Origin of the sequence: Aquimarina algiphila, from assembly GCF_007489275.1 — a bacterium.
Taxonomy (GTDB): Bacteria; Bacteroidota; Bacteroidia; order Flavobacteriales; family Flavobacteriaceae; genus Aquimarina; species Aquimarina algiphila.
Map to the genome: position 1 here is coordinate 27,063 of NZ_VLNR01000001.1, position 11,980 is coordinate 39,042.

General features: G+C 30.3%; 15 protein-coding genes. 7 read left to right on the top strand and 8 right to left on the bottom strand.

Features of this window, described 5'->3' with window-relative positions; genetic code table 11:
• Nucleotides 1-6: 6 nt before the first annotated feature.
• From FOF46_RS00135 to FOF46_RS00145, 3 genes are all read right to left on the bottom strand, one after another.
• Entirely contained in the window at nt 7-660 is a 654-nt protein-coding gene (locus FOF46_RS00135) for a class I SAM-dependent methyltransferase (RefSeq protein WP_235010991.1), read from the bottom strand.
• A 143-nt stretch (nt 661-803) separates the two neighbouring features.
• The gene (locus FOF46_RS00140; protein WP_109437439.1) at nt 804-1,202 is read right to left on the bottom strand and encodes a cupin domain-containing protein; all 399 of its coding nucleotides are present in this window, start codon (nt 1,200-1,202) and stop codon (nt 804-806) included.
• A gap of 22 nt (nt 1,203-1,224) precedes the next feature.
• On the bottom strand, nt 1,225-2,070 hold the full coding sequence (locus tag FOF46_RS00145) for a sterol desaturase family protein (RefSeq protein WP_143915129.1): 846 nt from the start codon (nt 2,068-2,070) through the stop codon (nt 1,225-1,227).
• 182 nt (nt 2,071-2,252) lie between these two features.
• Here FOF46_RS00145 and FOF46_RS00150 point away from each other — a divergent pair, with 182 nt between their 5' ends.
• Nucleotides 2,253-2,681, top strand: a complete 429-nt coding sequence (locus FOF46_RS00150) for an SRPBCC family protein (protein ID WP_143915054.1) — start codon at nt 2,253-2,255, stop codon at nt 2,679-2,681.
• Nucleotides 2,671-2,994: an ArsR/SmtB family transcription factor gene (locus FOF46_RS00155; RefSeq protein WP_109437441.1), complete on the top strand. Its 324-nt coding sequence runs from the start codon at nt 2,671-2,673 to the stop codon at nt 2,992-2,994. Before FOF46_RS00150 ends, FOF46_RS00155 begins: the two co-directional genes overlap by 11 nt.
• An 8-nt stretch (nt 2,995-3,002) precedes the next feature.
• Here FOF46_RS00155 and FOF46_RS00160 read toward each other — a convergent pair whose 3' ends face one another.
• Nucleotides 3,003-3,416 carry a hypothetical protein gene (locus FOF46_RS00160; RefSeq protein WP_143915055.1) on the bottom strand — a complete coding sequence of 138 codons (414 nt, stop codon included), beginning with the start codon at nt 3,414-3,416 and terminating at the stop codon, nt 3,003-3,005.
• 232 nt (nt 3,417-3,648) lie between these two features.
• On the opposite strand from FOF46_RS00160, the gene FOF46_RS00165 reads away from it, so the two are divergent.
• Together FOF46_RS00165 and FOF46_RS00170 are read left to right on the top strand one after the other, a co-directional pair.
• Nucleotides 3,649-4,077 carry a hypothetical protein gene (locus FOF46_RS00165; protein WP_143915056.1) on the top strand — a complete coding sequence of 143 codons (429 nt, stop codon included), beginning with the start codon at nt 3,649-3,651 and terminating at the stop codon, nt 4,075-4,077.
• A 193-nt stretch (nt 4,078-4,270) separates the two neighbouring features.
• On the top strand, nt 4,271-5,449 hold the full coding sequence (locus FOF46_RS00170; protein WP_143915057.1) for a M12 family metallopeptidase: 1,179 nt from the start codon (nt 4,271-4,273) through the stop codon (nt 5,447-5,449).
• 71 nt (nt 5,450-5,520) lie between these two features.
• On the opposite strand, the gene FOF46_RS00175 is transcribed toward FOF46_RS00170, so the two are convergent.
• The 3 genes from FOF46_RS00175 to FOF46_RS00185 form a co-directional block, all read right to left on the bottom strand.
• Nucleotides 5,521-6,132 (bottom strand): hypothetical protein, encoded by a 612-nt coding sequence (locus FOF46_RS00175; protein ID WP_143915058.1) that lies wholly within the window; start codon nt 6,130-6,132, stop codon nt 5,521-5,523.
• A gap of 5 nt (nt 6,133-6,137) precedes the next feature.
• Nucleotides 6,138-6,626 carry an RNA polymerase sigma factor gene (locus FOF46_RS00180; RefSeq protein WP_143915059.1) on the bottom strand — a complete coding sequence of 163 codons (489 nt, stop codon included), beginning with the start codon at nt 6,624-6,626 and terminating at the stop codon, nt 6,138-6,140.
• Between the two features lie 148 nt (nt 6,627-6,774).
• Nucleotides 6,775-7,422 carry a hypothetical protein gene (locus tag FOF46_RS00185; protein WP_143915060.1) on the bottom strand — a complete coding sequence of 216 codons (648 nt, stop codon included), beginning with the start codon at nt 7,420-7,422 and terminating at the stop codon, nt 6,775-6,777.
• 572 nt (nt 7,423-7,994) lie between these two features.
• On the opposite strand from FOF46_RS00185, the gene FOF46_RS00190 reads away from it, so the two are divergent.
• A complete protein-coding gene (locus FOF46_RS00190; RefSeq protein WP_143915061.1) occupies nt 7,995-9,251 on the top strand; it encodes a response regulator in 1,257 nt (418 codons plus the stop codon).
• Here FOF46_RS00190 and FOF46_RS00195 read toward each other — a convergent pair.
• Nucleotides 9,244-10,209 carry a peptidoglycan DD-metalloendopeptidase family protein gene (locus FOF46_RS00195; protein ID WP_244299548.1) on the bottom strand — a complete coding sequence of 322 codons (966 nt, stop codon included), beginning with the start codon at nt 10,207-10,209 and terminating at the stop codon, nt 9,244-9,246. The genes FOF46_RS00190 and FOF46_RS00195 overlap by 8 nt on opposite strands.
• A gap of 330 nt (nt 10,210-10,539) precedes the next feature.
• Here FOF46_RS00195 and FOF46_RS00200 point away from each other — a divergent pair, with 330 nt between their 5' ends.
• Nucleotides 10,540-11,373: an OmpA/MotB family protein gene (locus FOF46_RS00200; RefSeq protein ID WP_143915062.1), complete on the top strand. Its 834-nt coding sequence runs from the start codon at nt 10,540-10,542 to the stop codon at nt 11,371-11,373.
• Between the two features lie 149 nt (nt 11,374-11,522).
• Nucleotides 11,523-11,933, top strand: a complete 411-nt coding sequence (locus tag FOF46_RS00205; protein ID WP_109437451.1) for a DUF2541 family protein — start codon at nt 11,523-11,525, stop codon at nt 11,931-11,933.
• Nucleotides 11,934-11,980: the final 47 nt, after the last annotated feature.

Here is an 11,980-nt window from a genome sequence, read left to right on the forward strand (position 1 = left end):
CTTCATTTAACGCACTATCCCGACTAGTATCCACATTTTTTTATTCGATTCATTTTTCCAATTCCCAAAATCTTTAATTTCTTTAGAAATTGAAAAACCAGCCTTTTCTAATTCAGATTTTACAAATCTTAAAGATATTGTATGTTCATCCGTTTGTTCTTCTCTGGATTTATTACGAACATGGCTTTTAAATTTTTCCAAAATCATAATACGTCCATCTGGTTTAAGTGATGTTTTAATATGATCTAGCACCTTCATATAATCATCGATTTCATGATAGGTATCCATAACAATAACTACATCCAATGATTGTTTAGGTAATTTTGGATTATCATAATCACCCAATATTGTTTTTACATTAGTAATTTTTCTTTCCTCCAGATGTTTGTCCAATTGTTCTAATCGATCTTTTCTGACATCTACAGCATAAACTTTACCCGCTTTATTAACTTGTTTAGACAAGTGAATGGTAAGATATCCTTCATGAGAACCAATATCTGCTACGACACTTCCTGTTGTTACTCCTGTTAATTTTAATAATTCTGGTACGTTCATCCACGTATCTCTCTCTTCCCAATCTTTTTGTTTATACTGAGCAGAACATAGGTCCATTCCCAAAACTAAAATTGAAAATATCAAAAATCGCATAGATCGTTTCATAATCATCACTTTTACAGTATTTAAGTATTCAAAATACCTCTAAATAACGTTGAAACTATCTATTTTATGAAAAGTTTGTGTTTTAGAAGAAAAATATGATCAGGAATATTTTACTTAAGGTTATTATGATATGATGTCTCTATTTACTCTATAAAGACCCTGTCTTTTCCCTTGAATTCTGGAGTTTGAATTGAAATAACTTTCAAAGGGGTTTCAGAAATCACCTTAACCGCATGAATTGTCTTTTCTGGTATAGTTATCCAATCTCCAGCCTGCACAACAATTTCTTCCTTATTTAACCAGACATTAGCCTTCCCTTCAAGTATAAAAACTTGTTCGGTATGTTTCAAATGTTGATGTGGTTTTACTTCGTTTTTAATCCATATGACAAAGGTAGAAGTATGAGGATCAGTAAATATTTTTTTAACCAATACATTTTCAAACTCTTTGTCTGGTTTAATATCGTATGCCGAAAATTTACCCTGAGACCAAAGTATGGTGGTTGAAATTAAAAAAAAGAATATCACGCATAACTCTTTCATAAATAGTAAATTGAAAACCAAATTAAGAATTGCTTTTTTTAACTTTTTTCACTGTAGGTGGTCTATATCCCAAAAAGGGGAGTTTTAAGAGTTTTCCTATATTTGAATTAGCGTCTACATCAGGATAAGTATCTACTCCATAAATCAAATCATCTTTTCTTATTTTGGCAAATGTTCCAAAAATTCTATCCCAAATAGAAAAAATATTCCCATAGTTTGTATCTGTATATGGAAGTACGTAATGATGGTGTACTTTATGCATATCAGGAGAAACGATAACCCAGCTTATGATATCATCAACTTTTTTAGGTAACGATATATTGGCATGATTAAATTGAGATAATACAACTGATAGAGATTGATATAACATGATTATCCCTACAGGAGCTCCCACTATAAGTACAGCAAGCGTAGTGAATACAAAACGAATAATACTTTCTCCTGGATGATGTCTATTTGCTGTTGTGGTATCTACATGATGATCTGTATGATGAACCAAATGGAACATCCATAATGGTTTTACCATATGTTCTACATAATGAGCTAACCATGCACCTATAAGATCCAATAAAGCTACACCCAGTAATACAGAAGCCCAAAGAGGTAAACCTAACCATTGAATCACTCCAAATTTATTTGCAACTGTCCAATCACTGGTTTTTAATAGAATAAAAGCTAAAACAAAATTTATAACGATGGTGGTTAACGTAAAGAAAATATTAGGCCAGGCATGCTTAAACTTCTTATACCTAAATTTAAATAATGGCACGGCATATTCAACTAACCAGAAAAATGTAATTCCTCCTACCAATATTAAACTGCGATGTGACGAAGGTATCGTTTCGAAATAATTCATTATACTTTCCATAGCTACAAAATATTCCATTTTTAATAAATTACCAATAGTTTTGAAATAAATATGGAATGAAAACAGACCATTTGCGCAACCAAAAAGTTGCGTATTTAAAAAATATCTTTATATTTGCAACTATATAGTTGCGCATTGATATCATTTTGCTATACATTGTTTAATCAATAAAAATAATTAAGATGAAAGATGTAATTCGTAAAGAACATATACTTAATCATTCTATAGATAATGTTTGGAATGCTATTACCAAACAAGAACAAATTTCTAACTGGTTTATTGAAGCCGATTTTAAAGCAGAACCAGGTTATAAATACACTTTTACAGCTCCCGAGGAGCAAAACTGTTCCCAAATTACCGGAGAAGTAAAGAAAGCTAACCCCTATACTCTTATTTATACCTGGATTGTGGCTGAAACCAATATTGAAACTACTGTAAAATGGGAACTCGAGAAAACCGAAGAAGGTACAAAGTTATTGCTTGAGCATTCTGGAATTTCAAATTACTTGGGAGAAAATGCCGTTACAATGTTTACTAGTTTTAATGGAGGTTGGGATAACTGTATTTCTGGCCTATCAAAATATTTAAAACAAGATGTCCATGCAAGATAAAATCACTAAGATATTAAAAGCTATAGCTGATCCTACCAGACGTGAAATTTTTCATGCTCTGGTAGTAGCTGCTACTGCCCTGCCTATTACTCAAATATCAGGGCAATTCAATATTAGTCGCCAGGGAGTTACCAAGCATTTAAAAACTTTAGAAGATGCTAACTTGATTAGAATAAAAACAAAAGGTAGAGAGCGTTTTTGTTATGCAAATACGAACCCTCTTAAAGAAGTAAATCAATGGTTAAAATTTTACGAGAAATTCTGGGATGGTGCATTAGATAACTTAAGTAGTTATTTAGATAAAAACGCTTAAACAGGTATTTATTTCTCTTGCGTTTCCAGCTCAAGACACTTCTTAACCGAAGCTACTGCCATTTCAAGTGTTTCAAATATCATTATCTTATCATGATAAAATATTCTTTCTATTTTTACGCTAATTTCTTGTGCAGTAGTATATGCAACAACCACAAATACTGCAAGATTTGGAAACACCTCCCTTATTTTCATATAATCCGTAGGTTTTAAAGAGTATGAATTTATTCTATGAGAAATGTAACCAAAAGGACGGTTACCAAAATGTAAATTTGTTAGCAGAGAGAGTTCGGTTGCTTTTTCGTGATTAAAACATATACCTTCTGCGACTTCAATAATTAGATAATTCTCAAAAAAAAAGACCTCACCCATATCAAGGCTATATTTCTGAATAAGCCTTTCTTTCATTAATGGTTTCAACATATTCATTACTAGGTTTAAGAGCAAAATGAGTTCGTTGTTCGAAGGCGCGAATCTAGTTAAAAACTCATTACGATTGTAGATTTTATAATTTTGATAACATTTAATACTAAAACCCATAAACTTCTTGAACCAAATCTCAAAAAATCAATTATGACCAGTGTTTTCTCAAATTTGTAATTCACACAGTTTCTGATTACATTGTTACAAACAAACAACTTAATATCAATGAATTATGAAAACAATAAACAAACCACCCGTATGGTTCTGGATAATTGCTGTTGTGGCTCTTATATGGAATATTATGGGAGTCATGGCCTATATTAGTCAAGCATATATGACACAAGAAGCGTTAAAGGCATTGCCAGAAGCTGACCAGAATTTTTATAATAATACACCCGCTTGGGTAACAGCAGCATTTGCTATTGCCGTATTTGCTGGTGCTCTGGGGTGTATAGCACTATTGATTAAGAAAAAATGGGCTTCTACCCTACTTATTTTATCCCTCATTGGCGTCCTTGCTCAAACGACTTATAATTTCTTTTTACAAGATTTTATACCATTATCCGGGGCACGAATCATTATGCCTATTATCGTTGTAGTTGTTGCACTCTTTTTAGTGTGGTTTTCTAAAAATTCTACATCAAAGGGCTGGATTTCCTAATTAGTTAAGAATATATTAGTGCCATTCACAACCTGAATCATGATCATAGATTCAGGTTTTTTAATTTCAATACCTTCATTTTTTAAGAAACTTTAACAATTTTTTTAACATCATCTTAAACACTAATATGAGTTTTTGACTAGTTAACCTACTTGTAAAACTATTAATTGTCATAAACTCAAAATCAAACTTAATGAAAACAAAGACAGTATTAAATGGATTAAAAATTGGTGTTCTTGCCATTGCCCTATCATTTATTTCTTGCGAAAAAAATGAAGAATTTGATCAGTCAACAGACCCCACTAGTCAAGAAGAACAAACTATAGAAAAGTTTTTCTTAGGAGAACGTGTTCGTGTGAAAAAAGAAAATGATGGCACGTTTAGCCTTCAAGGAACTGATGTTAGATTATTCGAAGATCAATTAAGTGATACAGCTATCCCTGTTTCTAACACAGAAGAACCTACTGATGAAGTAAATGCAAAGCTTGGACTTGGAGGTGGTGTACGTAAATGGACTAATAATACCATTGTTTATGTTATCCAAAATGGATTAAACCAATTTGTTAGAGACGAGCTTCAAAAATCTATGGATGAATGGACTAGTAAAACAAATGTTCGTTTTAAAGAACGTACCAATGAGTCTAATTATGTAACAATCAGCAGTAATGGTAGAGATTGTAATTGTGGGGTTGCTACATTAGGGATGAATGGTTCTAGAGGTTTTATTCGTTTAGGATCGAGAACTAGTGCCGTCGTAACTATCCATGAAATCGGACATACCTTAGGGTATATCCATGAGCAAAATCGTTCTGATAGAGATAATCATATTATTATCAACTTCAATAATATTCAGGATGGTGCAGAAGATCAGTTTTTCAAAAGTAATTCTGCAACTCTAATTACCAGAGATTTTGACATTAATTCTACTATGATGTACGGAAGCTATACATTTAGTAAAAATGGTCAACCTACAATAACAGATCTAAATGGTAACGTTTTACCTAGAAGAAGAGCTGCAATTTCTCCTTTGGATATCCAAGGAACCAATAATGCATATCCAGGTGATGGAGGTGGTGGAGGAAATCCATCTGTAAATCCTTGCGAAGGCATTGCCGCATGGGTAAGAGGTCAGAGCTATTCTGTTGGCGATAAAGTTACCTACAGAGGTTTCTTATACGAAAGAGATTTTACAAGATGGAATAGAATTGCAGAATGTACTGACACACCGGTAAGTGCAGATATTTGTGAAGGTGTTTCAGAATACAATAGAAATAATAATTATTCTGCAGGAGATAAAGTAACTTATAACGGATTCTTATATACTCTTGGATCTAACGGAAGATGGTCTAACAACGGACGTTGCGGAGCGTAAACATCTGTTTGTTTTAATATTTTTAAAATTTAAAAGGGCTGTAAAAACGGCCCTTTTTATTTTACAATAATTTATTCTTTTTCTTCAAGTTCTTTAATTAGTACCTCTGCAGAATTCATACTTCCAGTATAAGACTTATATACCCATTTTGTAAAAACAAAAAAGAATATAATTGCCAGTGGAATGGCTATTACTATTGGCCAAATAGATTTTGTCTCTGTAAACAAATCTTTACCTTTAATAATTTTTGAAGAAACAGGCATAATAACAAACATGAGTACAAATCCTAAATAGTATCCAAGTTTCATACTTTTTTTAAATCGTTGTTTCCCTTTAGTATATTCAATCAATGTTTCTTTATAGCTATTTCCAGAAATATTAATATTTCGCATTTTACTTATCCATTTTAGAGATAAAACAGGTAATACTAAAAGTGTAACTACTGATATTAATCCAGATACTAATGAATACCAATTATCTAGTTTTTCGAGATTAAATAAGATCAATATTGCAACACTATAGCAAATGACTGCTCCTATTATTTCAGGGTATGCTATTTTATTCAATTTCTTTCTGTACTGCTCTTGTGTCATCATAATAATCATTTTATCCGTTAATTTTTTTTGTTTTTCTATCTGATCACTCATTTGGGACCAAACTGCTTGCATTTCTTCTAATTCCATACCCATTATTTTTTTACAATTTGTGTCTTCAATTTTTGTTTGATTCTCGAAATTCTGGTACCAACATTGCTAGGAGACAAACCTGTTATACTTGCTATTTCCTCGTATTTTTTTCCTTCTAAAAGCAATAACATTAATCCTTTTTCCAATTCATTAAGACCATGTATATGTGCATAAAGAATCTTTAATCGTTCCTCAAATTCTGTATCGTATTGATCTGTTTGTTTCATGATCACCTGATCAATTCCAATCTGATTTCCTTTTCTCTTCTCCTTTTTTAATCTGGTAATTGCAGTATTAAGCCCTACACGATACATCCATGTACTAATTTTTGAATCTCCTCTAAAATTGTCAAATGATTTCCACAACTGATAGACAATCTCCTGATAGAGATCTTTCTGATCTTCATGATTATTAGTATAGATGGTGGTTATTTTAAAAATAACACCTTCATGATCTTTAATAATTTGAGTAAACTCATACTCTTTGGCCATATAAGCTTATGTTTTTCTTATTAGTAACTATTACATAGAAAAAATCACAGCATATTTATAAAAAATTATAAAATAACTACACTTAACATAAAAATACATTGAAAAACAAGTTGCTAAAGAAGAGCATGCAACTTTTAAAAAAACCTGATTATTCTTTTACGACAATTAGAGAAGCCTTAACTCCTTTTGTTAAATTCCATTCATTACTGGTAAGTAAATTTCCTTGATCATCATATAAATGAAATTCTGCAGTATTAGGTCCAGATTCACCCTGATTAAGAGCCTGAATATCGATTTTATTGAACCCTTTGATTAGATCGATTGAAATTCCTTGAAATTTTCCTGAAAGATATGCACTTTGTACGATTACATCATCATTAATAAAAATTCTCACTATATCACCATCAACAAATTGATGATCTCTATACAACAATCTGACAAATTTACCATCACTTTTGAAATCACCAAGATACTGATCACTTTTATATTCTTCCTTTATTTCTTTATCTTTTTTAAACCACTTTGGAGTGCCTTTAATTTCTGGTTTAAAAAAGCCATCATTACCAGTCATATCAAATGTTTGTTTGCGACGGCCATATTCACTCAACTCTTTTGGTGCAGTATACAACGGGATATTACTATTGAAATCTGATTTTGGAAGCCCTGTAGACAAACTGTACTTATCAGTTTTTAAATCACTTTTTGCGTCAATACGTAAAGAGGTAGAACTTTCTACCTGAGCCTGTATCACTCCTGCCATACACAACAAAAAAACTATAATTAGTTTAGCTTTCATATCTTTTCGTACCACGCTTGTTTAATGTAAATATAAAGATTATAGAGGGTTAATAATGTTAATTACTTGCAAAAGTACCCATTATATCCTATAACCAATATATAATAGGACGTTATAAATTTATAATAATTACATTAATCTTCTCTGTAGTTGGCCAAATCAATAACAAATCGTCAATTGTACATGAACAACAATTAATTTATTGTTAATTCAAACACATGATTTATAGTTATTTAAATATATTTTATAACTTAAACTTATAATATTTTGTTTATTATTTACAATCGAAAATTACTCTGAAAGCCAATAACTTACAAGAAGCATTTTAATTAAAAACTGTCAAACTTTGTACCATTTTTTATATTGTTCCAAAAGTTAGATTTTTCGTTACGATTTTAGGAATTGCATATTATAAGATAACTTATTATTTTAATTCAAAAGTGTGTAATTAAACTTCCAATTTTAACGTATGTCATATTATACCCATCTTATTGTAAAAGTTAATTAAAAAAACTGTACTTAAATTTGTAAGATAATCCTTATATCTTTTAATTTGTTTTTAAATATAAAGTATGATATATTATATAATTATCGGTATCCTATTCGCTGTAATTCTTTTTTTATGGTTAAAATACCAAGGAGTCAAAAAAAGGCTGGATGAGAAAAGTAATGAATTGCAATCTTTACTCAATACATCTGAAAAACAAGTTCAATTTCAGCAAGATTTTATTTCTATTCTCAGTCAAGAATTGAGAACTCCTTTGTATGGAATAATGGGGTTGACAAATCTTTTAGCAGAAGAACACCCAGAACTTAAAGACGATAAAAAAATAAAATCGCTGAAGTTTTCCGGAAATTACCTACTTACCTTAATTAATAATATTCTTCAAGTAAGTTTTCTTGATAATGAAGAAGTCACTGTACAAAATACTATATTTAATTTAAAAGACGTTACTCAAAATCTTGTTCAGTCTTTTAGTTATGCGACAGAAAACAGTGATAACATTTTGCACTTTGATTTTGATGCTGAAATAAGCCAAACTGTTAAAGGAGATCCTGCAATTTTGTCCCAGATACTTATGAATCTTGTGAGTAATGCTCTACGATTCACAAAGAATGGAAATGTTTATTTCTCAGTAAGTTTGATTAAGAAAAAAGGGGATGTTTCTACAATTTCTTTTAAAATTACTCATGATGGATATGAGGTATCAAAAGAGGATCAAAAATCAATCTATCAAGAGTTTATTAATGTAGAAAATGAAAAAAAATGGTATTTGGGTACAGGTATAAACTCAAGAATAGTAAACCGACTGGCAGAAGCTGTAAATGCAGAAATAATTATTCAGAATAATTCTCATGTCGGATCAGAATATGTATTTGTGATTGATTTTAAAACACAACAAGTCAAGGAAGAACAGGCCCATCAAAATTCTGTTTTTGAGGTCAATTCTGGCACAAAATTCAAAGCTCTAATTGTAGATGACAATAAATTAAACCTATTAGTAGCAGATAAAATGTTATCAAAAGAGCAATTTGATTGTACAACTATTGATAATGGCTTTGATGCTATTAAATTGGCAAAAGAAAATGTGTATGATGTCATTTTAATGGACATTAACATGCCCAAGCTTAATGGTATTGGAACAACAAAAAGAATAAGAGAATTTGATTTAAAAACACCTATTATTGCTCTAACAGCAGTAGACGTAACCCAATTAAATAGACAAATCATTCAAGCAGGACTAAATGATTACATTTTAAAACCTTATAACAAAAATCATTTATTAGAAATGATTCATAAACATATTGAGAATTCAGTACTTAGTTGATAATTATCTGTTGTCCGATTTTTAGTACTGTATTATATTTTATAGAATTAGTTTTACAGATTTCGGAAACAGCTAATCCATGTCTATTGGCAATTCTATGAAGGGTATCCCCTTTTTTTACCGTATAAATCTTTTTTTGTTGCTCTTCGAATACTGTAATATCATCAATGGATTTATGAATTACTATTTTACTCTTCCTTGTTGATCTATGAAATCTTGGTGTTGCCCATTTTCTAGTTACAAAAAGTACATCTGATCTTATTTTAGTATCAGTTGTAAACTCAAATAAATATTCTGGATTAATACTTTTCCCATGATATCTTACTTCTAAATGTAAATGACTACCTCTTGCGTTTCCTGTCACTCCTCCTTTTCCTATAGCATTACCTTTTTTTATTTCGTCATTCTCCTTGACTAATGTTTTTGATAAATGTGCATATACCGATTCTAAGCCATTGTAATGTCTAACTATAACCGTATTTCCATGCCCTCCATGATATCCTACATACCTAACTTTACCATCTAGTATAGATCTTACACTGTCTCCAGTTTGAAGATCAATATCTATACCTTGATGAGGCCTTCCTCTTCTCCACCCATAACGAGAAGTAACCACCATCTTACGGGTAACCGGTGATGAAAAATTAGTATCATGAAAAGTCAATTGAAAAGGAAAAGACAATGATTCATCCCAGTATGGGTTAAATCGTTGATTATCCCATTTAGCATTAAATTCTTCTTTATTTTTTACTCCTAAATCTCTTGAAAGTAATTCATTATTAGAAGAAACTATATTATTGGGATATATAGGTAGGTAGATTATATCTCCTTGAAAAATTAGTTTTTTATGATCTACTGGTACTTTTTCTTTTGTTTCAATAATTTCCTGAGCAGATATCATAGAAAAAGATAATAGAATCAGGAAACCAAATACAAGCCTCTTTTTAATTAAAAACATCAATTACAATACATTTTACAAATTAAAATAGATTTCAGGCTTTAAATTCTTCTACAATATAACTGTAAAAATAATACGTTATTACAACAAATCAATATTTTATTTAATAGAAAATTTGATTTACAATATGATATCATAGATACAAATTTGAAAATCAAACACTTAAAAAATATCTAGATATAGAACTTCCGTAAGAGTGTTACGGGATAATATTGTTTGTCAAAATTATTAACATATTTTAAGAAATTCATATGAAAACATTAATATCTGCAAAAGCAATAAATGCAGTTAGCGGTAGTTAATTAAACACTAATTATTAATTAAATAACCATGAAAAGATCATTCACATTAATTGCGTTATCTGGAGTTTTAGTTATGACATCCTGTGTATCTAAAAAGAAGTATGTTGCTCTTGAACAAGAATTACAAGACACACGTAGTACTTTACAGAAAACTGCAGTAGAAAAGGAAGAATTAGAAGAAAAATTTGCAAAGATTGAGTCCAGAGTGGCTGATTATAATGCTAAAATTAATTCTTTGAAAGAATCAAATGATGAGAAAATGGTGATGGTAGATGGGATTGCGGCTATTTCTAATAAAACAAAGGAAAGTATGAAAGCAACTTTAGCCAATGTTGATCAACAAAAACTACAAGGAGCTACATCTTTAAAAGATTCAATGAATCTAGCAGTTTCTTACAATTTAAAAAGTAATCTATCTGATAACTTGAAAGAAGATGACGATATTTCTATAAACGTAGACAATACTGTTGTTATGATATCTATTTCAGATAAAATGCTTTTTAACAGTGGTAGCTACCGCATAAGCAATAAAGCTGATGAAGTATTACAAAAATTAGCAGATGTTATTAACTCTGAGCCAAGTTTAGAAGTTATGGTTGAAGGACACACTGATCCTAGAACCATAAGTAATGCTGTAATACAAGATAATTGGGATTTAAGTGTAAAAAGAGCTACATCAATTATCAGAAAACTACAAACATCTTATAATGTTGATCCTTCAAAATTAATTGCATCAGGAAGAAGCAGTTATAAACCTTTAGTAGAAAACGATTCTAAAGAAAATATGGCTATCAACAGACGTACTAGGATAGTTTTATTACCAAATATGGATAAGTTTTTTGCAATGCTATCCTCTAACTAACTATTATCGATATTAACCACTCTTATTGAAAGCGGGATGAATTATAATAATTCATCCCGCTTTCATTTTGAAATACTTTTTATTCTTTATGAAATTAAACCTTTTTGTAATTAAAGTGTTTTAATTACAAATCAAAACATTCATAAACTATGAAACATACAGCCACACAAAAAATTCACCATTCTTTATTATTATTATTTATCTTACTGATAACCAGTAGTTTTTCTTCAAATATTGCTAACTGGGAATATTTAGGCTCCAAAATAGTTAATTACAAATTAGATAAAGATATTATAAAAGTAACGGCCAAAGAAGGAGCGTTTAAAAAACTTAAAATAAAAATCACAGGAGGCTCTATTAATATGCACAGAATGGTTGTTCAATATGGTAATGGAGAAAAAGATGTGATCCAATTAAGATATAACTTTTCTCGTAGAAGTGCAACAAGAGTCATCGATTTAAAAGGAAACAAAAGAATTATAAGAGATATTACATTTTTCTATGACACCAAAAATTCATCAAGAAAAAAAGCAAAAATCCATGTGTTCGGAAGGCATTAAAAATAATCAAAGTAGTACCTTCCCTTCTACATTGTTAGGAGAGAAAG

What these genes read in the sequence shown, in the direction of transcription:
- FOF46_RS00135 (WP_235010991.1), bottom strand. Translation starts at nt 660, where the DNA reads ATGAAACGATCTATGCGATTTTTGATATTTTCAATTTTAGTTTTGGGA.
- FOF46_RS00140 (WP_109437439.1), bottom strand. Translation starts at nt 1,202, where the DNA reads ATGAAAGAGTTATGCGTGATATTCTTTTTTTTAATTTCAACCACCATA.
- FOF46_RS00145 (WP_143915129.1), bottom strand. Translation starts at nt 2,070, where the DNA reads ATGGAAAGTATAATGAATTATTTCGAAACGATACCTTCGTCACATCGC.
- FOF46_RS00150 (WP_143915054.1), top strand. Translation starts at nt 2,253, where the DNA reads ATGAAAGATGTAATTCGTAAAGAACATATACTTAATCATTCTATAGAT.
- FOF46_RS00155 (WP_109437441.1), top strand. Translation starts at nt 2,671, where the DNA reads ATGCAAGATAAAATCACTAAGATATTAAAAGCTATAGCTGATCCTACC.
- FOF46_RS00160 (WP_143915055.1), bottom strand. Translation starts at nt 3,416, where the DNA reads ATGTTGAAACCATTAATGAAAGAAAGGCTTATTCAGAAATATAGCCTT.
- FOF46_RS00165 (WP_143915056.1), top strand. Translation starts at nt 3,649, where the DNA reads ATGAAAACAATAAACAAACCACCCGTATGGTTCTGGATAATTGCTGTT.
- FOF46_RS00170 (WP_143915057.1), top strand. Translation starts at nt 4,271, where the DNA reads ATGAAAACAAAGACAGTATTAAATGGATTAAAAATTGGTGTTCTTGCC.
- FOF46_RS00175 (WP_143915058.1), bottom strand. Translation starts at nt 6,132, where the DNA reads ATGGAATTAGAAGAAATGCAAGCAGTTTGGTCCCAAATGAGTGATCAG.
- FOF46_RS00180 (WP_143915059.1), bottom strand. Translation starts at nt 6,626, where the DNA reads ATGGCCAAAGAGTATGAGTTTACTCAAATTATTAAAGATCATGAAGGT.
- FOF46_RS00185 (WP_143915060.1), bottom strand. Translation starts at nt 7,422, where the DNA reads ATGAAAGCTAAACTAATTATAGTTTTTTTGTTGTGTATGGCAGGAGTG.
- FOF46_RS00190 (WP_143915061.1), top strand. Translation starts at nt 7,995, where the DNA reads ATGATATATTATATAATTATCGGTATCCTATTCGCTGTAATTCTTTTT.
- FOF46_RS00195 (WP_244299548.1), bottom strand. Translation starts at nt 10,209, where the DNA reads ATGTTTTTAATTAAAAAGAGGCTTGTATTTGGTTTCCTGATTCTATTA.
- FOF46_RS00200 (WP_143915062.1), top strand. Translation starts at nt 10,540, where the DNA reads ATGAAAAGATCATTCACATTAATTGCGTTATCTGGAGTTTTAGTTATG.
- FOF46_RS00205 (WP_109437451.1), top strand. Translation starts at nt 11,523, where the DNA reads ATGAAACATACAGCCACACAAAAAATTCACCATTCTTTATTATTATTA.